Below are 20,206 nucleotides of genomic sequence, written 5' to 3' on the forward strand. Positions count from 1 at the left end.
CGTCGGCGCTAGGGTGGGGCCATGTTCACTGACGTCGACTACATGACGCCCATGGTCCTGCTGGCGTGCGCGGTCATCGTCGGCCTCTTCGGAGTGCCGCTGTTGGTCCACGCGCTCTTCCGCTGGCGGGTGTTCAAGCGCGCCCCCGAGCCCCTGCAGACGTACGCGCGGCGCCGCGGCCTCCGGGTGGAGTCCCTCCTGGGGGCGGCGCTGATCGTCGCTGGGGCGGCGCTGGCGGCGGCCGGAATGGCCGGACTGGGCCGCGCCGAGGACGCCGTCGTCGGGAACGTGCTCCGGGCGGAGCCGGAGGTCGCCGCGGTCGAGGACTACACCTGGACCGGATCGCACGCGCTGGTGGATCTCAGGATGCAGGACGGCTCGGTGCACGAGGACGCCCGGGTCGCGCTCCTCCCGGACGGGGAGCCCCGCATCGAAGGCGTGCCCGGGCTCGGCGTCGAGCCCGCACCCGAGGACGAGCCCGGGAGCTAGACGACGCCGATCGTCACCGTGGAGCCCTCCGGAAGCTTCCCGCCGGCCGGTTCCTGGGTGGCGACCGTGTTGAAGATGATGCCGAAGGTGCCCTCGGTGACCTTCACCGCGAAGCCGGCGTCCTCCAGGATGCGCCGGGCCGTGTCGAGCTGCTGGCCCGTCACCTTCGGGACCTCGACCATGCGCGGTCCCTCGGAGACCACCAGGGACACGGTGCTTCCCCACTCGAGCTTGCCCTCGCCGGGGCTCTGGGAGACGACCGCGCCCTTCGGGATCGACGCATGGTGTTCGGTCCCGGACTGCTCGCCGGCGAGTCCGGCGGCCTCGAGCAGCCGCACGGCGTCGTCGAGCGATTCGCCGACCACGTCCGGCACGGGCACCGGCGCCGGGCCGCGCGAGACCACGAAGGAGACCTCCGTGCCGCGGCGGACCTGCTTGTCCGGGGTCACGGACTGGGAGACGATCTCCCCGGCCGCGATCGACTCGCTGTACTCCTCGGTCAGCTCCCCGACCGCCAGCTGCGCGTCCGCGAGCAGCCGCTCGGCGTCCTCCGCGGTGCGTCCGCGGAGGTTCGGCACGGCGAAGAGGTCCGGCCCACGGGAGACGATCAGCTCCACGCCCTGGAACCGGCGGATGGTGGTGCGGGCCTCCGGCTCGGTCCCGACGACGAGCCCGTTGTCGAGTTCTTCGTAGTACACGCGCCGCTGGGCCGCCTCGACGCCGAGGGCCGCGAGCTCCCTGGCGGCCCGGTCCGCCGGCTGCCCCTGGAGACTCGGGATGACCACGGGCGCGCCGGGGCCCGCGCCGAAGAACCAGCCGGCCGTGCCGAGGATCGCTGCGAGCAGCAGGACGATCACGGCCCAGACGACGCCGCGCCCGCGGGTGTTCCGCTCCAGCCGGGCGGTGGGGACCTGCGCCGTCCGGCGCCACCGGCGTTGCTCGAGCTTGCTCTGCCGGCGCTGCTGCCGTGGCGTCAGGGCGCCGGCGCCGTCGCGCCCGTCGTCGTGCTCTCCGTCTCTGTGCCCGTCGTCGTCGTACCCACCGTCCTCGGCGGCGGCCGCGGGCGCGTCGGCGGGACCGGCCGGCCGGGGCACGGCACGCGTGTAGGCGCGGGTCTGTGCCTGGTCAGTCGGGATGACGCTGGTGGCGTCGTCGCCGTGCGAAGAACCGTCCGGGGCGAGCACCTCGGTGTGATCGTCGCCGGCCGAGCGGCCGTGATCGCCGGCCGCGGGAAGGACCTCGGTCGCGTCCGACGGCGCGCCGCTGCGCTGGCCGAGCACCTCCGTGGCCCCGTCGGGGCCGGCGTCATCCGATGCCACGGAGGGGTCGTCGTCCCCGGCGAGGACATCCGTCGCGTCGGCGGCGTCTGCCGCGTCGGCGGCCGCGACGGGGCCCTCGGCCCGGGCCCGGTCCGCCGCGGCCAGCGCGGCGGGTGCGACGACGTCGAGCTGCTCGTCGGTGAGCGTCGCCCGGATGTGCTCGATCTCCCCGAGCAGGGCGTGCGCGTCATGCGGGCGCTTCTCCGGGTCCTTCGCGGTGCACCACTCGACCAGCTCGTCGAGATCCTGGGCGAGCCCCGGGACGCGGCGGGAGGGCGGCGGGACGGTCTCGTTGACGTGCTTGAAAGCGACGTTGATCGGGAGCTCGGCGGCATGCGGCTGCCGTCCGGTCAGCAGCTCGTAGAGCATGATCCCGACGGCGTAGAGGTCGCTGCGCTCCTCGGCCGGTTCGCCGGTGACCAGCTCGGGGGAGACGTAGGCGACGGTGCCGACGAGCGTGCCCGTGGCCGTGTGGTTGGTCGTGGCGCGCGCCAGTCCGAAGTCGGCGACCTTGACCCGGCCCGCTGCCGTGAGCAGCACGTTCTCCGGCTTCATGTCGCGGTGGACCAGGCCGGCGTCGTGGGCGGCCGCCAGACCCTCGATCACGTCGTGCATCAGCTCCAGCGTGCGGCGGGGCGTCAGCGCGCCCTCGGCCCGCAGGAGGTCGCGCAGCGTCCGCCCGCGGATGTACTCCATGACCAGGTAGGCGTGGGGGCCGTCGACGCCCTGGTCCAGGACGTTGACGATGTGCTCGTGGGAGACCTTGGCGGCGTTGACGGCCTCGGCCTCGAACCGCGCGACGACCTCGGGATCCTGCGCCAGGTGGGGGTAGAGCAGCTTGACGGCGACGTCGCGGTGCAGACGCAGGTCGGTCGCGAGGTAGACCGTGGACATGCCGCCGTGGGCCAGCCGGTGCTTGATCCGGTACCGGCCGTCAATCGTCTGCCCGTGGAGTGGGTCGTCTCGCAACTGTGCCACCGTTCGATCGTAGTCAGCTCGCGCGCGGTCGCGCCGGACCGACGCGGGCGCCGGGGCGGCGAAAAGCCCCGCGGCCGGGATGCCCGCGGGGCTCATGTTGCCAGCTGTCCTGCTGCTAGAGGCGCTCGCAGGGGAGCGCCGGGGCCGTTCCTCCGGTCAGGAGGCGCGGCGGGCGCGAGCGGCGCGACGCTTGAGCGCGCGGCGCTCGTCCTCGCTCATGCCGCCCCAGACGCCTGCGTCCTGGCCGGACTCGATCGCCCACTGCAGGCAGGTATCGATCACTTCACACGTCCGGCAGACGCTCTTGGCCTCTTCGATCTGCAACAAGGCCGGGCCGGTGTTCCCGACGGGGAAGAAGAGTTCCGGGTCCTTGTCCAGGCAGGCCGCGCGACTACGCCAATCCATGCTCGATGATGCTCCTAAATCTGAGGTACGTGGTGATCGGGACGAGGCTCCCGAGAGGCAGCGCTCTCGAGGTGGGTTCCCGATGGTCGAAGCGGATCTGGGCCGCGTGACACCGTGCCTCAAATCGCCGACATTCAAGGCTGTCACGTTACGTATACGTAAACAAGGGTCCAACTGGAGAAAACGAGGCCCGCCGGTGAGGCCTTCATCACAACTCTGCCCTATGATGTGCCCGCCGCGAAAGGGTGCCGCAGCGCTTTCCTCCCGGGTCTCCGCAGCGGCCCCGGACGTCCGGCTCGAACGGGCCGCCGGCGGCCGACTAGGCTCGTCCCCATGACCTCCGATCCCGTCGATCCGCAGCCGTCGCGGCAGGTGCGCGCCGGACTGCGCACCCCCCAAGTCCTGACCGTGGTGGCCGTCGTCGCCGCGGAGGCGCTCCTCATGCTCGGACTGGCGGTGGCGTCCCTGGTGGAGATCACCTCGCCCGGGATCGTCGGGGTGCCGGGCCGCGTCTTCCTCCTGGCCATGATGCTCGGCGCCGGGGCCTGGCAGGGCTGGGTCGCGTGGAAGTACCTCACCGGCAAGGCCTGGACCCGCGCCGCGATCGTCGCGTGGCAGGTCTTCCAGATCATCCTCGCCGTGCCCATGCTGGACCCGGGCAACGGCAGTACGACGGCGCTGACCGGCTGGGCGCTCCTCGTGCCGGCCGCCGTCGCACTCCTCTGCCTCTTCTCCCGCAGCTCCACCGAGCACCTCGCCGCGACGGAGGCCCGCCGCTAGCCTGACCCGGCCGGGCCCGGCCGCCCCTGCGCGTCAGGCGTCACGCGCCGAGAGCACGCAGAACTCGTTGCCCTCCGGGTCGGCCAGGACCGTCCAGGTGGCGTCGGCCGGCTGGCCGACGTCGATGACGGAGGCTCCCAGTCCGACCAGGCGCTCGATCTCCGCTGCGCGTTCGTCGTCGCTCTGCGGGGCGAAGTCCCAGTGCAGACGGTTCTTCCCGCTCTTCGTCACGCCGGTGGGGACGAAGACCATCCCCGGGGGCACCCGTTCGAAGGGGAGCTGCCCGACCAGCTCACCGGCCCACGGCGGGACGACCACCGCTTCGAGCTCCGAGTCCACCCACACCTGCCATCCGAGGGCCTCGGCCCACCAGTGGGCCAGCGAGTGGTGGTCCACCGCGTCGACCACGGTCGAGTACCAGCGCAGTCCCATCTCAGCGGTCGTCGTCCGTCAGGTCCTCGCGCATCGGTGCGTCCTGCACCTCTTGCGGGTCCGTGTCGTCCGTGAAGGGTTCGCTCTGCCGGAACTCCTCGCGGTGGGCCGGCTTGGCCCCCTTGATCCCGCCGTCCGCCTCGTGCTGCATCTCCTCGTCCAGCTCGGGCCCGTGCTTGTCGCTGCCGCGCTCTGCCATGGCTACTCCTCCGCCTGCTTGCTCGTCTGGTCGCTCGCCGTCTGATCTCTCTCGAGATCCGGGCCATCCTCGTCGGCGATGCCTCGTTCGGCCCGGATCGCCTCGTCGGACGTCCCCGGCGGCGCCGGGTCGGTCGCCGGCGGGACGTCGGCCGGAGCGAAGTCCTCGAGGCCGGCGGCGGCCCGTTCCCGCTCCTCGGCGGCCGTGTAGTCCTCGTCGCTCACGTCCTCGGGCATCTTGCCGTGGCCGCGGCGGGTTGGTGTCACCACCGGGTCCGCGCCGGGGTCGATGACGTCGTCCAGCTTCGGGCCGTCCGGCCCCTGGTCGCCTGGGTTCTCGTCTGCTCTCATGATCCCTCCCTGCGGCTCGGGAGCCGCTCCGGTCGATCGGGCTTGGTACCCCCGGCCCGGAAGGGCCCGGGATGAGAACGCTACGCCGGGACGTCGGCGAACGACAGGGATCGATGCACCCGGTGGACAGGTTCTGCGGGACTTCCCAGAGAGTGCTCGGGCGCTTCCAGGGAGCTCCCTCCAAAGCTCGGAGCCCACCCTTGCCAGCCGGTGTCGATGAGCCTATCTTGAGCATTGTTAGTCCCCTTGAAAGCCCAAATGCGGCCGGAGCGTCGGCCCCGATCTCAAGGAAGGCAAACCGATGAGCACACCGTCCAGAACCGAGGCAGGCCGGACCGCGCTGCAGAAGGCCGCCGTCGTCGTGGGAGCTGTTTTCCTGCTCGTCGGCATCCTCGGCTTCATTCCCGGCATCACCACCAACTACGACCAACTGACGTTCGCGGGACACCACTCCGAGTCGATGCTCATGGGCATCTTCCAAGTGTCGGTCCTGCACAACATCGTCCACCTGCTGTTCGGCGTCGCCGGGCTCGCGCTCGCCAAGAGCCACGCGAGGGCGTACAACTTCCTGCTCTGGGGCGGAGTCATCTATCTGGTGCTCTGGCTCTACGGCCTCTTCATCGACCTCGACAGCGCCGCCAACTTCGTCCCGGTGAACTCGGCCGACAACTGGCTGCACTTCGTCCTCGGCGTCGGCATGATCGGCCTGGCGCTGTTGCTCCGCCGTCGTGGGGAGCCGGCCGACCGTCGATAGGACCGACCCGCGGCCATCTCTCACGTGTCCACGGGCTGCCCCGGTGCGCGAGCGCCGGGGCAGCCTGCTGTCCGGACGCGGGGCGGGGAGCCTAGGCCGGCGGGTGCCGTGGCGTCGGGACGGACTCGTCAGGCGGCCCCGGCCAGGCGCGCGAGCCGGCACGCCTCGGCCGCGCCGCCCCGGAACGGGTCGCCGTGCCCGGGCAGGACCACGTCCGCCCCCGTGCCGGCCAACGCCTGGAGCGACGCGAGATTCAGGCCCGGGTCCGCCGTCGCGGCCCGAGCCACAAGCCGCGGACCACGCCGGCCCGTGTAGGGATCGAGCGTCACGAGTGCATCGCCGGTGAGCACAGCGCCACGCTCCGGGAAGTGGAGGGCGCAGTGCCCGTCCGTGTGCCCGGGGGAGTGCACCAGGTGTGGCGACCCCGGGAGCGCCGCGGCGACCTCGGAGGTGAGCATCCGCGTCCCGCTGACGCCGCGGACCACCGGTGCCCCGCAGACGAGCATCCTGCCCAGTGACGGCAGTCCTCCGGGGTGGAGGAGCGGGAAGGCCAGTCTGTTCCGGCTCGAGCGGTACCGGTAGGGGTGCGCGGCCAGGCGCTGATCCGAGGGATGGACCAGGACCGGGACGCCGGCGCCGCCCAGTCGCCGCGCCACCCCGACATGGTCGAAGTGCCCGTGGGTCAGGACGACGGCGTCGAGGTCCTCCGGCGTCCTTCCGAGCTCGCCGAGGAGCCTGACGAGCGGGCTCCACATGGCCGGGAGGCCGGCGTCGACGAGCATCAGGCGCTCGCCGTCGACGGCCACGTAGGCATTGACGTCGGCGTGCTGGAGCAGGTGGATGCCGTCCGCCGCATCGAGGACCACGCGCGGCCGCACGAGCCGCCGGGCGAGGCGCTGATAGCGGGACAGGCGCGAAGGCTGGCCCATGTGACGGAGGCTAACCCCGCCCGCGTGCCGGAGCAAGCCCGCTGCCCGGATCAAGCCCGCCGATCGGATCAGACCCGCCGACTGGGTCAAGCCCTGTGCGTCTCGGGTCCTTGATCGGCGGGCGCGATCGGGCATTCAACAAAGGCCTCACAGTGGAGCGTGCACCGCTCTCGCGGTCGCCGGACCCGCGGTCAGTCGGAGAAGGCCTGGACGCTGCGGAGCCGGCCGTCGACGAGGACCAGCCCACGGCCGGGCCGCGTCTCTCCCGTGGCCGTGATCCTCCAGTTCCAGAACTCTCCGTCACGGGGAGAACGAGGGCAGAGGAGCACGCCGTCCGGCGACTGCCGGGCGTGGTGCGCCAGGGGAAGGCCGGTGTGGAGCTGCGGCCCCGTGCGAGCCGTCATCACCACTGCGGACCCGGCGTCGAACCACTGTTCGATGTGCAGCCTCGCCTGCGGGTCGAGCTGCGTCGCGTCGTCGATCAGCACCAGGTCGGGCCGTCGTTCGTCGTACGGCGCCACCCCTGGCCGGCCGGTGCGCGGCAGGGCATCGCCCCCACCGGAGCAGTGCAGTACGTCCAGGTCTGGCCGACGCTCGGCGATCAGTGCTCCCACGGCCCGGAGCAGGGTGCTCTTGCCGCTTCGGGCCGGGCCCAGCACGACGCCGAGCCGCCCGGGCGACCACACCCAGGGGGCTCCATCCGGCGAGCGCAGGCCGAGCGGCAGACCACTGACCGGCGCCCTTGGGGGATCCCCTGCGCTGCTACGGGTGTGCAGGGTGTCTCGGGGGCGCGCCGCGCGTGCCGGGAGCGGCACCGCACGGGATTGTGCGAGGGAGGCTCGAGGTGCCCCTCGATCCGGAGCGGGCATCGGAGTGCGCTCCGGGTGCCCGATCTGCCCCGGCTCGGAGCCCTCGTAGTGCGGCGACACCATCTGCGCGGCGATGCCGTCGCCTGGGGTGTCCGGTCCGATGTAGACGCACCGGCCGGGATGGGAGCGCACGGGCACGGTCCGAGGCCACATCATGGTGGTCTCGCGCCCCAGGCCGGTGGGGCAGAGGAGTCGGTGCTCTGCGAGCGCGAAGAAGCGCGACGAGGTCAGGTCACGATCTCCGGAGACGATCACGCTGATGTTCCGCGTCTCGGCCGACCGCGCGAGTCGCGCGAGCGTCTCCTCGAGGCGGGCGAAGTCCTGGGCCGCGAGAGCAGAGGACCACCCCGCGAGGGACAGGACGACGATCAGCGTCGGCGCCGCGAAGCGCGCCTCGTCGAGCACATCGAGGACCTCGGCCAGTCGCTGCGGATCGGTCGCGCTGGCCCATCCGGAGACGCGGGGGAGGTCCTCCAGCCCCTGCGTCATCGTGCCGGAGCCGTCCAGGACGTAGGCGTGGTGCTCGGCTCGGAGGCGGGCCGACTGATCGATGAGGTGCCCCAGCATCGGCTGGGCGCCGGATTGGGGGCCGCCCACGACCGCGAGCCGGCGCATGCCGGCCGACCAGTTCAGCGGACGATGGCGCAGATGCGCGATGTCGTCGAGCAGAGCGATCGGCACCCCGTCGCCGTCCCGCCGCAGGTCGGCGGGGTCGAGCCGCAGGGGCAGCTCCGGCGAGAAGAGGGGTGGGACGGTCCGCTCGGTCCCTGGCTGCGGCTCGCCGATCGAGTCCTGCGGGCAAGGCCGCGTCCCGCGGTGGGCGGAGGAGGCACCCGCCGCACCGATGGTCGAGCCCAGTTCGGTCAGCGTCCAGTCGAGGACGCCGTCGGAGAGGCGGGCTGCCTGAAACTCGGAGGCGTCCTGGCCGCTGCGCCGCAGGAATCCGCGCCCCGGGCGGTCGCCGGGCAGTCGGGCCGGCCCCGTCGTTCCCACGAGGTCCTGCGCATCGAAGTCACCCAGGACGCGCAGGCAGACGGTCGTGTTGATGTTGGCGCGCATCTCGGCAGTGACGACACCCTGGGGACGCTGCGTGGCCAGCACCAGGTGGACGCCGAGCGAGCGGCCGACGGCGGCGATGCGCAGCAGCTCGGGCAGCGCGTCCGGAATCTCGTCGGCCAGGACGCGGAACTCGTCGACGACGACCAGCAGACGCGGGAGGAAATCCTCGGCGCGCGGCGGCCCCGAGGTCGTCGTCCTCGCGGCGCTGTAGCCCGGCACGCCCAACCGGCCGAGGATCCGTTCGCGTCGGCGCAGTTCGTGGCGCAGGCTGCGCAGGAACCGGGCCGCGGACTCCTCGTTGAGGTCGGTCACCAGGCCATGGGCATGCGGCTCGCCTGCGAAAGCGCCAAGAGTCGCACCGCCCTTGAAATCGACGAGGACCAGCGCCAGTTCGTCCGGCGCGTAGCGGTGGATGAGGGAGGCGATAATCGTCCGGAGCAGCTCCGACTTCCCGGAGCCGGTTGTGCCGGCGACGAGGAGGTGGGGGCCGTCCGTCACGAGATCGACATCCAGCGCTCCCGCCGCGTCCTGTCCCAGTGCGAAGCGGAGCGCGCTGATCGAGGAGGCGGCCCAGCGCGACTCAGACGGATACCAGAGCGCTGAGTCCGGAAGCGTGGCGCTGCGGGACCCGCGGGGCGACGAATGTGCCAGTGCGGCGGCGAAGCGGCGGACCGTCGTCGCGTGCGCGCCATCGAGACGCAGGCGATGTCGCTCGCCGTCGAGCTCCAGCCAGTGCTCCTGCGACCTACTCCCCGTCGGCCCCGGCGTCCGCGGGCCCGCGAAGCGGGTTCCCCGCGCCGACGGATCCGCGGACGCGGGCGTGCCCGGCGGCCACGCGCCGAGCCGCCAGGTGTCATTCGGGCGCGCCACGCCGTCGTACACCACCACGGCCGGTGGGGCCGTGCCGCCGGCGCGTGACGATCCCGGGGACCAGTCGGCGACAGCCGCGGCCGCGGCGGCGTGCTCGGACTCCGGAACCAGCCACACCCCCGGCACCGCTCGGCCGGGCACTGCTCCGCCCGGCACTGCTGCGTCCGCCGACGGCCTGCCGCACTGGACACCGGGCACGAACTCGAGCTCGACCGGGAGCGCACAGCCAGGGGAGACGCCGAGTGCCACGTCGCCACGGGCTGCCAAGTCGAGCAGACGCACCACCACCGCATTGCCGACGGCCGCGGGGAGCGCGCCGCAGCTGCCGGGGGCGAGTTCCAGGACCACCGGCCCCGGCGCCGTCGGCAGCGCACGGGGCTCGCGCCCCTCGCGGAACCGGACCACGGGAGCGACAGGACCCGTACCGAGACGGACGGGCAGCGGGTGCGCCGGGCGCTCGCCGACCGACCGCAGGGGCGTCGCCTGCGACAGCCCGGATGGAGATTCGGCCCCCGGGACGACGCGGTGCGTCGGCCTGCGCGCGGCCAGCACTCCGAGGACGAGGTCGCCGAGAGGCGGGCACGCCACCTCCAAGTCCTCGACCCGACGGGTCGCCGCAGACTCGAGGCTCGTCCTGAGTCGGCGTCGCCGACGGATCTCCGCGACGGCGGGTATGCCGCCGGTGAGCAGTCCCAGAGCGCTGAAGGCGAGAAAATACCACGACCCCAGTGCGACGGCGAGGACGACGGCGATCGCGACGGGCGCGGCCGCTGTGGTCAGCATCAGCCAGGGACGAGACTTGCCGGCCCCCTCGCCGAGCTCCTCGGCCGGAGGGGGCCAGACACCCGAGGACGGACCGCGGGGCTCGGGCGGCGCCAGCACAGAGAGGTCGGTGGCACCGAGCTGGAAGCCCTGTCCGAGCCGGACGGGCGACTCGGCCCCGTGGCCGCTGGTGAGCACGATGCCGGACAGACTGACATCGAGCGTCGCCCCCTCCCGGGAGATCGCCGGGTCCAGCACGGGAAAATCGCCCGTGCCACGCCCGATCCGGTAGACGCCCCGTGAGAGCGGGGCCGCCCGGCCACTGTCCGGCCCCGTTCGGGTGACGAGCCAGAGCGAGGGCGGTCGATGGGTTTCCTCGCGGCTCCGGGGAAAGGGAGTGAGCAGCAGGGGCGCGTCCGAGTCGAGCGAGGGGAGCTCGTCGAGGGGGAGGGCGCCCGCGTAGAGCGCGTAACGCAAGCCGCGGTCGCGGAGCGCCTCGGCGAGCATCCGTCCCGTCGGCGCTTCGGCGGCTTCGACGCGGAAGTGGTGCACCGAGCTCGCGCCCTCGTCGGTGCACCCCGCCACGGTGACATGGGCGAGCATCGGGTATCCCTTTCGTTTCGAGGACCTCAAAGCACTCTCAACCTAGGGCGGGGGAGGCTCGGAGCCCGCTCGTCGAGCCGCCGTTGTGGACCGGGAAACACTTATCCACATCGGTCATGCCCGGTTGGTCGTCCTATGGAGGCGTGGCTAAGGTCGGATAGTCAACGGATGAGACCTATCCCACGAGGGCCGGCGAAAGGGCGACATGTGAACGGCGTCAAGATCGTCGAGGAAGAGGTACGCGAGGTCATCCGGGCCCGCGGCTTCGACCCGGCCCGCGAGCCCAACGAGGTCCGACGGCTGGTCCGCGAAGCTGTCCGCGACTACGATCAGCGCTCGATCCGCGGTGGACTGCCTCGACTGACCACGCTGGACGAGGCGTTTCGGGAGGTCTTCGACGCCGTCGCCGGGTTCGGGCCGCTCCAGCCGCTCCTGGATGACCCTGACGTGGAGGAGATCTGGATCAACGGGCCGACCCAGGTCTTCTGCGCCCGCGGCGGTGTCAGCGAGCTGACGTCGATTCGCTTGGAGGCCGAGGAGGTCAAGGTACTCGTCGAGCGCATGCTCAAGCCGTCGGGACGCCGGCTCGACCTCTCGTCGCCGTTCGTCGACGCGCAGCTGCCGGACGGCTCCCGACTCCACGTCGTCATCCCCGACATCACCCGGGAGCACTGGTCCGTCAATATCCGGAAGTTCATCGCCCGCGCGCAGCGGCTTGAACAGCTCGTCGACCTCGGCTCCCTCACCTCGCAGGCGGCCCGGTACCTCCAGGCCGCCGTCTCCAGCGGCATGAACGTCCTCGTCTCGGGGGCGACCCAGGCGGGCAAGACGACGATGCTCAACTGCCTCGCCTCCGCCATCGGCAACCGCGAGCGGGTCATCACCATCGAGGAGATCTTCGAGCTGCAGGTGAAGCGCCGCGATGTGGTCTCGATGCAGTGCCGGCAGGCCAACCTGGAAGGCGGCGGGGAGATCTCGATGCGTCGTCTGGTCAAGGAGGCGCTGCGGATGCGCCCGGACCGAGTCATCGTCGGAGAGGTCCGGGAGGCCGAGTCGCTCGACATGCTGATCGCCATGAACGCCGGCATCCCCGCCATGGCCTCGTTGCACGCCAACAGTGCGCGCGATGCGATCACCAAGATCTGCACCCTGCCGCTCCTCGCCGGCGAGAACATCTCCGCCCAGTTCGTGGTCCCCACGGTGGCGTCCAGCATCGACCTGGTCGTCCACTGCGAGCGAACCGCCGCCGGACACCGGCAGGTCTCCGAGATCGTCAAGCTCGGTCGTCGCGTCGAGAGCGGGGTCATCGAGACCTCGCAAGTCTTCGGCCGCCACGGCGGGGCCCTGGTCGTGAACGAGACGGCCGACCTGGAGCACGACAAGTTCGACCGACACGGTGTCCAGGCGGCCGACCTCCTGGCGGCGGTCCCATGAGCCTGCTGCTCGGAGCCGTCCTGGGGCTGGGCCTGCTCCTCGTCTGGCAAGCGTTCTGGACGCGTCGGGTCAGACCCCGCACCCTAAGGCGGACGAGTCGGATCGAACGGCTGATCCTCCGCTCAGGAGTCCGGGGCCTCACCGTCAATGGCTACTATGCTGCCTCGTCGGCCTGCGCTGTCCTGGTCGGCCTCGTGGTGCTGATCCTCACGACCTCGCCGGTGATTGCCGCCGTCTTCGGGCTCTTCGGATCACTGGCACCGACTGCGGTACTGCGGTGGCGAGCGAACAAGCGGACGAATGACCTTCGTGAACTGTGGCCGGACGTCGTCGACCACCTGCGATCTGCGATCCGAGCCGGTCTGCCCCTGCCCGACGCCCTCTCCCAGCTTTCCTCCCAGGGACCGGACGAGCTCAGAGGGCACTTCCGCGAGTTCGCCCTCGACTACCGCGCCACCGGACGCTTCGACGACTCCATCCAGAGGCTCCGCGATCGACTCGCGGACCCGGTCGCGGACAAGATCGTCGAGGCCTTGCGCATCACGCGCGAGGTCGGCGGCTCGGACCTCGGCGTCATGCTCCAAACCCTGAGCACGTTCCTGCGCGAGAGCGCCCGGACCCGCGGAGAGCTGGAGGCCCGCCAATCCTGGACCGTCAATGCTGCGCGCCTCGCCGTTGCTGCTCCATGGGTCATCCTGCTGCTGCTGGCGATGCAGCCACAGGCGGTCGCGGCCTATTCCACGGTCACCGGGGCCCTTGTCCTCGTCGGGGGCCTCGTCGTCTCCGCGGTCTGCTACTGGGCGATGCTGCGGATCGGGACCCTCCCGCAGGAAGAGCGGGTGATCAAGTGAGCGCCCTGACCGCGGGGGCCATCGTGACCGGCTTCGCCCTCGGCTTCGGAGCATGGCTGATCGTCATCCGCAGTCCCGCCATGCGCGCGACGAGTTTCGCCGATCGAGTCGCACCGCAGCTACGCACCGGCCGCCCTGGCTCCCGGCTGCTCGAGCACGTCGGCGAGGACGCCGCCTTCGGGTCGCTCGGGACGATCTTCGCCCCCCTGTTCAGGGATCTGCTGGCCTGGGTGAACCGGATCAATCCCGTCGGGCGCAATCTCGAGCACCGGCTCGCGCAGGCGGGACTGCAGCTGACGCCGACGGAGTTCCGGGCCTCGCAGCTCATCTGGGCGGCCGGCGGCTTCACCGTCACCGTCGTCTGGTCCCTCGTCGCCGCCGGACTGAGTACCATCAACTGGTTCGTCGTCGGCCTCCTGATCCTCGCCGGAACGGTCGGGGGCTACGCCCTCCGGGAATGGTTCCTCAGAGAACAGGTGCAGCGCCGCCGGCGTCGCATCCTGAGCCAGTTCCCCGCCATCGCCGAGCTCTTCGCGCTGGCGGTGGCGGCGGGAGAGAGCACGACGGGCGCGATCGAACGCATCGCCCGTACTGCCGAGGGCGACCTCGCCGACGAGTTCCAGCGCACGCTCGCTGGGTTGCGGTCCGGGCAGACGCTCGCCTTCGCTCTGCGGGCGATGTCGCGGCGGGTCGAGCTCGCCGCCATGGGCCGCTTCGTCGACGCGCTCACCGTGGCCATCGAGCGAGGCACCCCCATAGCGGACGTCGTGCGGGCCCAGGCACAGGACGTCCGGGACGCGGCCAAGCGCGAATTGATGGAAACGGCGGGCAAGAAGGAGATCGGCATGCTGGTGCCCGTCGTCTTCGGGGTCCTCCCCTTGACGGTCGCCTTCGCTGTCTTCCCCGGGCTCTCGCTGATCGACCTGAACCTGTGAATCATCCACCCGAACCGTCCTACCCGGACCGTCCCGCCTCCACCGGCGACTCGAACTCGCACCGTCCAATCACAAGGAGAAACGCATGAGGAAGAATCCTGGAATGAGAATGGAAATCGGCCACCGCATCCTGTTGGCCACGATGAGCGCGATCCTGCTGCTGGCGGAGCGCGTGCGCCGGGACGAGCGCGGCGACGTGCCGGGCTGGGTGATGATCACCCTTATGTCCGCCGTCCTGGTCGCCGCGCTGCTGGCGATCGCCGGTCCCCGCCTGAGCGCCCTGTTCCAGCAGGCCATCGACCGCGTGTCCGGCCTGGGCTGACCGCGGCTGGACGCGCGTACGCTGCCCTGCATCGCAGCGTACGCGCGTGGGACTCTACAGGAACAGGACCGGAGGGGCCGATGAGGAAGAGACGACCAGGGGTGAACTGCGGTATCCGCAGGTCCCCGGCCTCGGCCTCCCCGCCGGCCGCTGGCGGACCCGCGGACGAGTTCCCTTGCACCGACGAGAGCACAGTCGGTGAGCGTGGGGCCGCCATGGCCGAATTCGTCATGGTGGTCGCGCTCCTGACGGCGGTCTTCCTCTCCGTGCTGCAGCTGACCCTCGTGCTCCACGTGCGGAACACGATCATGGACGCCGCGGCGGCCGGTGCCCGTTACGGCGCGCTGGCCGATCGGAGTCCCGCCGACGGGGCCGCTCGGACCCGGGCGATCATCGGCGAATCGCTGTCCCCCGTCTTCGCCGAGGACGTGGCGGCACGGGGCATCAGCCGCGGCGGATTGGAAGGATTGAGCATCACGGTGGAGACCCACGTACCGCTGATCGGCTTCCTGCCGGTGGCTGGACGCATGAGCATCGATGCGGAGGCACTGCGCTATGACTGACGACACCCTCGTGGGGCCCGCCCGGGTGTGCCGTCCGACCGGCAGGAGGACGAATCCGGGGCCTCGGATCGTCTGGCGCGACGACGCCGGATCCGCCATCGTCGAGTTCACGATGCTGGGCGTGCTCCTGCTCGTGCCGCTCGTCTACCTCGTCCTGGCCGCGAGCCAGTTGCAGGCTGCAAGCTATGCCGCGGTGGCCGCCGCGGATCACGGCGCCCAGGTCTTCGCGGTCGCACCCGACGAGCCGAGCGGAGCCGCCAGAGCGGGCGACGCCGTCCAGCGGGCCGTGGCGAACATGGAGCTCGGCACGAACGAGGCCGAGATGACCTACCGGTGCCATGGTGGGTGCATGAGCCGCGATGGGGCCGTGACGGTCACTGTCCATGTCCCCGTCCCGTTGCCGCTGCTGCCGGCCGGGGTCGAGGCGTCGGTGGGGTCCGTCAGCGCCGAGTCGACACGCGTCTTCGGGACCCTGTGATGCGCTGCGATCACGCTGCGCCCGTCTGGCGCAGGCTCGTCGCCGACACGAGTCGCCCGGGCGAGGGCGAGGACGGGCAGACGACCGTGCTCATCATCGGATACGTCATGATCGCCCTGCTGGCCCTCTCCGCCATGCTGGCTGCGACGTCGGTCAACCTCGAGGCCCGTCGACTGCAGTCGGTCGCCGACAGCACAGCGGACGCCGCCGCCAACGGGGCCACCACCACCTCCGAAGGATTGAGCGTCGGTCTCTCCGACGGCACCGTGAGGGCGCGCTCGTCCGCCTTCCTCGGCACGATCCGTGCCGAGGGGCGGTTCACGGGCCTCCGCTTGGAGTCGGCGCGTGCCTCGGCCGACGGGACGACTGCCTATGTCCGCCTGACCGCCACCGTACGACCGCCCATCGTCGGGTGGATCACCCCCTGGCGCATACCCATCCACGCCTCGGGCGACGCCCGCACGGCCATGCGGCAGTAGCGATCCCGGTGCGTAGCGGCGGGGTGCAGGCGACGAAGTGCCGGCCGCCTGGCTCAGTCCCCGAGAGCTCAGTCCCCGAGAGCCAGGATGCCGCGCGAACTGGCCTCGACGACCTCGTCCAGCCACTCCGGAACGGATCCGCGGACGTAGGGCCGGACCAGCCCGTAGGGCCCCTCGATCGCAGCCATCCGGACCAGCGTCTCGTGCCGCTGCGTCCGCCGGGGATAGCGCGCCTCGGCGAGTTCGGCCAGCCGGCGGTGGACGTCGACATTCACCTGCTCCACCTCCGCCCGGCAGGACACCGGCGCTGTCTCCGCCAGACGGGACTGGCGGAACAGCGTCATGGCGGCGGCGTCGGACTGGTGCTCGCGCGTGAAACTGGCGACGGAGACGGCCATCCCCAGCAGGGCGCGCTGCGGGTCGGGGTCGCCGCCGGCAGCGAGATAGTGCTCGTGGAAGCGGCGGACGCTGCGCAGCCACAGCTGCACGAGGAGCTCGTCCCGGGAAGGGAATCGGTGGTAGATGGAGCCACTGGGCGCGCCGAGCCGGCGGGCGACGGCACCGACCTTCACGTCCGTCCCGTGCTCCAGGGCCTCGCGCGCCGCCGCGTCCAGGATCCCGTCGTGGGAGAACTTCGCTGCCGGCATCCCTCCATGCTAGCCCTCTGGCGAGAGGCCCCTCTAGAGAGTAGTCTCCAATAAACGCGATGAAGGAGGGCGGCTGTGCGCCGATCACTGTTCACTGGCTGGAGCGGGCGGGTGCTCGTCCTGTGCGCTGTGCCGACGGCCGCGGCGGGGCTCGCCCTCGCGGTTCAGGGCCAGGCGGCCTACGCGGACCGCATCTCGCCGGCGTGGGCGCCGCTCGTCGGCGCGTTGCTCGCCTTGATGTGCGTGGCCGCGATCCGGCGCCGCAGGCTCTGGTGCATGGCGGCGACGGTTTTCCTCCTGCCCCCGACCATTGCGGGCGTCTTCCATGCGCTGCGGGTGCTGGGGGCGATCCCGCTGCCGGTCGACTGGCTGGCCCTCGTCGGCTCCGTCGGCGCCGCTCTCACCCTCTGGGCGGCGTGGGCGCTCTGCGATCCGTTGCGGAGCGGGGGTGGCCGCCCGCTGCGGACACCCCGCTGGGTGGCCCTCGCCGGACTGTGCGCCGCCGTGGCCTATCCGGTGCTGAAGACCCTCTGGCTCCTCGGGCTCGACTGGCTCACGCCGCACGGTGTGAGCCACCGGGTCGACGCGGCCTACGCCGTGCCGGTCGCCCTCGCGTTGCTCGGCGGAGCGGCCACAGTGGTCGCCCTGCGGTGGTGGGACGCACCCGCGCCGGCCTGGGCGCGCCCGGTGGCCGCCGCCGGGGGCCTGATGCTCGTGGGCCTCGGGGCCTGCGGAGTGAACGCGACGCTGACGACGGCGACCGCCGAGGGGCCGGCCCTCGGCGCCGTCGTCTACGGCAGCTGGCTGTTGTGGGGCCTGGCGACGCTCGGGGTGGCCGGCAGGCTCTCCCGGGACCGGGTCGGGAGCCGGGAGGCCTCCGTGCCGTCCCCTGGCACGCCGCTGCCCGGCTGACCCGTGGGGCCCGCTCGAGTCGGCATGCCCCGGCGGCGCGGCCTCGCGGGGCGTGGCGGCCGTGGCCGGTGCTCGATCGCGTAGGCTTGGGTCACCATGGCTTCAATTGATTTTTCCGAGGAGATCCGCGCGCTCCGCGCCACCTACGCCAACGTCGAGCAGGTGATCGACGTCGAGAAGCTGGAGGCCGACGTCGCCCGCCTCTCCGAGGCGGCGGGCGTGCCGGACCTCTGGGACGATCCCGCCGCCGCGCAGAAGATCACCTCCGAGCTCTCCCACCGCCAGCACGAGCTCAAGCGCGTCCGCGAGATCGGCAGCCGCATCGACGACCTCGAGGTCATGGTGCAGCTCGCCGCCGAGGAGGACGACGCCGACACGCTGGCCGAGGCGGGCAACGAGCTCACCGCGCTCAAGCGCGCGCTCTCCGAGCTCGAGGTCGTCACCCTGCTCTCCGGCGAGTACGACGAGCGCGCCGCCGTCGTCACCATCCGCGCCGGCGCCGGCGGCGTCGATGCCGCGGACTTCGCCGAGATGCTGATGCGCATGTACCTGCGCTGGGCCGAGCGCAAGGGCTACCAGACCGCGGTCATGGACACGTCCTACGCGGAGGAGGCGGGCCTGAAATCCGCCACGTTCGAGGTCAACGCGCCGTACGCCTTCGGGACCCTGTCGGTGGAGGCCGGCACGCACCGGCTGGTGCGCATCTCGCCCTTCGACAACCAGGGCCGCCGCCAGACGTCCTTCGCCGCCGTGGAGGTCATCCCGCTCATCGAGCAGACGGACTCGATCGAGATCCCCGAGAACGAGATCAAGGTGGACGTCTTCCGTTCGTCCGGACCCGGCGGCCAGTCCGTGAACACCACCGACTCCGCCGTGCGTCTGACGCACATCCCCACGGGGATCGTGGTCTCCATGCAGAACGAGAAGTCGCAGCTGCAGAACCGCGCCGCGGCGCTGCGCGTCCTGCAGTCCCGGCTCCTCCTGGTCAAGAAGCAGGAGCAGGACGCGAAGAAGAAGGAGCTCGCCGGGGACGTCAAGGCCTCCTGGGGCGACCAGATGCGCTCCTACGTGCTGAACCCCTACCAGATGGTCAAGGATCTGCGCACGGACCACGAGGTCGGCAACACCGGCGCCGTGTTCGACGGCGAGATCGACGACTTCATCGACGCCGGCATCCGCTGGCGTGCAGGTCAGCGCACCAACGCCGAGTAAGCGGACATTAACTCCTCCCTGTGATCCGGGCCACGTCCCGGGTTAGGATCGGGACTGGGCGGCCGGACCGGCCGCCGAGACCGTCGCGGGAGGACCCATGGCCATCGACAAGACCTTCAGGAGCGCCGCCGAGGCGGTCGCCGACATCCCGGACGGAGCCACCCTCGCCGTCGGCGGATTCGGGCTCTCCGGCAACCCCATGGCGCTGATCGAGGCGCTGCTGGAGTCCGGGGCCACGGACCTCTCCGTGGTCTCCAACAACTGCGGCGTCGACGGCTGGGGCCTGGGGATCCTCCTGGCGGCCGGACGCATCCGGAAGATGACGTCGTCGTACGTCGGGGAGAACAAGGAGTTCGCCCGCCGCTATCTCTCGGGCGAGCTCGAGCTCGAGCTGACGCCGCAGGGCACGCTCGCGGAGAAGCTCCGCGCCGGCGGCGCCGGGATCGCCGCCTTCTTCACCCGCACCGGCGTCGGCACCCTCGTCGCGGAGGGCGGGCTGCCCCAGCGGTACGACGCCAACGGGAACGTCGTGCAGGGCTCCTCGCCGAAGGACGTGCGCACCTTCGCGCCCGGGGGAGTCGAGAACGAGTACGTGCTCGAGGAGTCGATCGTCACCGACTTCTCCCTGGTGCACGCGCTGCGCGGCGACCGCCACGGAAACCTCGTGTTCAACAAGGCCACGCGGCAGTTCGCCCCACCGGCGGCCATGGCCGGACGGGTGTGCATCGCCCAGGTGGAGGAGCTCGTCGAGCCGGGCGAGATCGACCCCGACCAGGTCCATCTACCGGGCGTCTACGTCCACCGCGTCGTCGAGGTCGGCACCGACATCGAGAAGCGCATCGAGAAGCGGACCGTCCGCGCGACGGAGGGAGAGGCCTGAAATGGGACTGACACGCGATCAGATGGCGCAGCGCGCCGCGAGGGAGCTCCACGACGGCGACTACGTCAACCTCGGCATCGGACTGCCCACGCTCGTGCCCAACCACGTGCCCGACGACGTGACGGTGGTGCTCCAGTCGGAGAACGGCATCCTCGGGGTCGGACCGTATCCGCGGGAGGAGGACGTCGACCCGGATCTCATCAATGCCGGCAAGGAGACCGTCACGGTGAAGCCCGGGGCCAGCTTCTTCGACTCGGCGACCAGCTTCGCCATGATCCGCGGCGGCAAGATCGACGCCGCCATCCTCGGGGCCATGCAGGTCTCGGTCGCGGGCGACCTCGCCAACTGGATGATCCCCGGGAAGATGGTCAAGGGCCCGGGCGGCGCCATGGACCTCGTGCACGGCGCCGCGCGCGTCATCGTGCTCATGGAGCACGTGGCCAAGGACGGTTCGCCGAAGATCCTCCCCGAGTGCACGCTCCCGCTCACCGGCCGTGGCGTGGTGGATCGGATCATCACGGACCTCGCGGTGATCGACGTGACCGAGGACGGGCTGAAGCTCGTCGAGACGGCTCCGGGGGTGAGCGTCGACGACGTCGTCGCGGCGACCGGCGCGCCCCTGGCGACGGACTGACCGGGCGGGGGCCGACCGGGCGGGGCGCACGGTCACGGACCCATAACGACACGCAGGGGTT

22 protein-coding genes are annotated in these 20,206 nt (G+C 71.5%); 14 read left to right on the top strand and 8 right to left on the bottom strand.

Annotation, left to right across the window (positions count from 1 at the left end; translation table 11 throughout):
* Positions 1-21: 21 nt before the first annotated feature.
* Complete coding sequence (locus ABD784_RS00275) at positions 22-489, top strand: hypothetical protein (RefSeq protein ID WP_344878292.1); 468 nt, start codon at positions 22-24, stop codon at positions 487-489.
* On the opposite strand, the gene ABD784_RS00280 is transcribed toward ABD784_RS00275, so the two are convergent.
* Positions 486-2,786: a Stk1 family PASTA domain-containing Ser/Thr kinase gene (locus tag ABD784_RS00280; RefSeq protein ID WP_344878295.1), complete on the bottom strand. Its 2,301-nt coding sequence runs from the start codon at positions 2,784-2,786 to the stop codon at positions 486-488. The two genes, ABD784_RS00275 and ABD784_RS00280, sit on opposite strands and share 4 nt — an antisense overlap.
* 156 nt (positions 2,787-2,942) lie before the next feature.
* The gene (locus ABD784_RS00285; RefSeq protein ID WP_309082030.1) at positions 2,943-3,191 is read right to left on the bottom strand and encodes a WhiB family transcriptional regulator; all 249 of its coding nucleotides are present in this window, start codon (positions 3,189-3,191) and stop codon (positions 2,943-2,945) included.
* Between the two features lie 333 nt (positions 3,192-3,524).
* On the opposite strand from ABD784_RS00285, the gene ABD784_RS00290 reads away from it, so the two are divergent.
* Positions 3,525-3,971: a hypothetical protein gene (locus ABD784_RS00290; protein ID WP_344878298.1), complete on the top strand. Its 447-nt coding sequence runs from the start codon at positions 3,525-3,527 to the stop codon at positions 3,969-3,971.
* Between the two features lie 33 nt (positions 3,972-4,004).
* On the opposite strand, the gene ABD784_RS00295 is transcribed toward ABD784_RS00290, so the two are convergent.
* The 3 genes from ABD784_RS00295 to ABD784_RS00305 are packed head-to-tail and all read right to left on the bottom strand — an operon-like array spanning position 4,005 to position 4,952.
* Positions 4,005-4,403, bottom strand: coding sequence for a VOC family protein (locus tag ABD784_RS00295; protein WP_344878301.1), 399 nt, complete (start codon positions 4,401-4,403; stop codon positions 4,005-4,007).
* Between the two features lies 1 nt (position 4,404).
* Positions 4,405-4,602 (bottom strand): hypothetical protein, encoded by a 198-nt coding sequence (locus ABD784_RS00300; protein WP_309082033.1) that lies wholly within the window; start codon positions 4,600-4,602, stop codon positions 4,405-4,407.
* A 2-nt stretch (positions 4,603-4,604) separates the two neighbouring features.
* Positions 4,605-4,952 (bottom strand): hypothetical protein, encoded by a 348-nt coding sequence (locus ABD784_RS00305; protein ID WP_344878304.1) that lies wholly within the window; start codon positions 4,950-4,952, stop codon positions 4,605-4,607.
* Between the two features lie 301 nt (positions 4,953-5,253).
* Here ABD784_RS00305 and ABD784_RS00310 point away from each other — a divergent pair, with 301 nt between their 5' ends.
* Positions 5,254-5,706: a DUF4383 domain-containing protein gene (locus tag ABD784_RS00310; protein WP_344878307.1), complete on the top strand. Its 453-nt coding sequence runs from the start codon at positions 5,254-5,256 to the stop codon at positions 5,704-5,706.
* A gap of 128 nt (positions 5,707-5,834) precedes the next feature.
* Here ABD784_RS00310 and ABD784_RS00315 read toward each other — a convergent pair whose 3' ends face one another.
* On the bottom strand, positions 5,835-6,635 hold the full coding sequence (locus ABD784_RS00315) for an MBL fold metallo-hydrolase (protein ID WP_344878310.1): 801 nt from the start codon (positions 6,633-6,635) through the stop codon (positions 5,835-5,837).
* Between the two features lie 191 nt (positions 6,636-6,826).
* On the bottom strand, positions 6,827-10,798 hold the full coding sequence (locus ABD784_RS00320; protein ID WP_344878313.1) for an FtsK/SpoIIIE domain-containing protein: 3,972 nt from the start codon (positions 10,796-10,798) through the stop codon (positions 6,827-6,829).
* 207 nt (positions 10,799-11,005) lie between these two features.
* Between ABD784_RS00320 and ABD784_RS00325 the strand changes: the two genes are divergently transcribed.
* The 7 genes from ABD784_RS00325 (at position 11,006) to ABD784_RS00355 (ending at position 15,860) form a co-directional block, all read left to right on the top strand.
* A complete protein-coding gene (locus ABD784_RS00325) occupies positions 11,006-12,232 on the top strand; it encodes a CpaF family protein (RefSeq protein WP_344878316.1) in 1,227 nt (408 codons plus the stop codon).
* Positions 12,229-13,083: a type II secretion system F family protein gene (locus ABD784_RS00330; RefSeq protein WP_344878319.1), complete on the top strand. Its 855-nt coding sequence runs from the start codon at positions 12,229-12,231 to the stop codon at positions 13,081-13,083. The genes ABD784_RS00325 and ABD784_RS00330 overlap by 4 nt, the downstream gene beginning before the upstream one ends.
* Positions 13,080-14,018: a type II secretion system F family protein gene (locus tag ABD784_RS00335; protein WP_344878322.1), complete on the top strand. Its 939-nt coding sequence runs from the start codon at positions 13,080-13,082 to the stop codon at positions 14,016-14,018. Before ABD784_RS00330 ends, ABD784_RS00335 begins: the two co-directional genes overlap by 4 nt.
* A 142-nt stretch (positions 14,019-14,160) precedes the next feature.
* Entirely contained in the window at positions 14,161-14,340 is a 180-nt protein-coding gene (locus ABD784_RS00340; RefSeq protein WP_344881207.1) for a hypothetical protein, read from the top strand.
* Between the two features lie 215 nt (positions 14,341-14,555).
* Positions 14,556-14,903 carry a TadE/TadG family type IV pilus assembly protein gene (locus tag ABD784_RS00345; protein ID WP_344878325.1) on the top strand — a complete coding sequence of 116 codons (348 nt, stop codon included), beginning with the start codon at positions 14,556-14,558 and terminating at the stop codon, positions 14,901-14,903.
* A complete protein-coding gene (locus ABD784_RS00350) occupies positions 14,896-15,381 on the top strand; it encodes a hypothetical protein (protein ID WP_344878328.1) in 486 nt (161 codons plus the stop codon). Before ABD784_RS00345 ends, ABD784_RS00350 begins: the two co-directional genes overlap by 8 nt.
* Entirely contained in the window at positions 15,381-15,860 is a 480-nt protein-coding gene (locus ABD784_RS00355) for a pilus assembly protein TadG-related protein (RefSeq protein ID WP_344878331.1), read from the top strand. Before ABD784_RS00350 ends, ABD784_RS00355 begins: the two co-directional genes overlap by 1 nt.
* Before the next feature lie 68 nt (positions 15,861-15,928).
* Here the strand turns inward: ABD784_RS00355 and ABD784_RS00360 are convergent, their stop codons facing one another.
* Positions 15,929-16,507 (bottom strand): TetR/AcrR family transcriptional regulator, encoded by a 579-nt coding sequence (locus ABD784_RS00360; RefSeq protein WP_344878334.1) that lies wholly within the window; start codon positions 16,505-16,507, stop codon positions 15,929-15,931.
* Positions 16,508-16,582: 75 nt separating this feature from the next.
* On the opposite strand from ABD784_RS00360, the gene ABD784_RS00365 reads away from it, so the two are divergent.
* The 4 genes from ABD784_RS00365 (at position 16,583) to ABD784_RS00380 (ending at position 20,145) form a co-directional block, all read left to right on the top strand.
* Positions 16,583-17,419, top strand: coding sequence for a hypothetical protein (locus ABD784_RS00365; protein ID WP_344878337.1), 837 nt, complete (start codon positions 16,583-16,585; stop codon positions 17,417-17,419).
* A gap of 96 nt (positions 17,420-17,515) precedes the next feature.
* Positions 17,516-18,631 carry a peptide chain release factor 2 gene (gene prfB / locus ABD784_RS00370; RefSeq protein WP_344878340.1) on the top strand — a complete coding sequence of 372 codons (1,116 nt, stop codon included), beginning with the start codon at positions 17,516-17,518 and terminating at the stop codon, positions 18,629-18,631.
* A gap of 97 nt (positions 18,632-18,728) precedes the next feature.
* Positions 18,729-19,511, top strand: coding sequence for a CoA transferase subunit A (locus ABD784_RS00375; protein ID WP_344878343.1), 783 nt, complete (start codon positions 18,729-18,731; stop codon positions 19,509-19,511).
* Position 19,512: 1 nt separating this feature from the next.
* Positions 19,513-20,145: a CoA transferase subunit B gene (locus ABD784_RS00380; protein WP_344878345.1), complete on the top strand. Its 633-nt coding sequence runs from the start codon at positions 19,513-19,515 to the stop codon at positions 20,143-20,145.
* Positions 20,146-20,206: the final 61 nt, after the last annotated feature.

The organism is Zhihengliuella alba, from assembly GCF_039538765.1.
In the GTDB taxonomy this organism is placed as follows: domain Bacteria; phylum Actinomycetota; class Actinomycetes; order Actinomycetales; family Micrococcaceae; genus Zhihengliuella; species Zhihengliuella alba.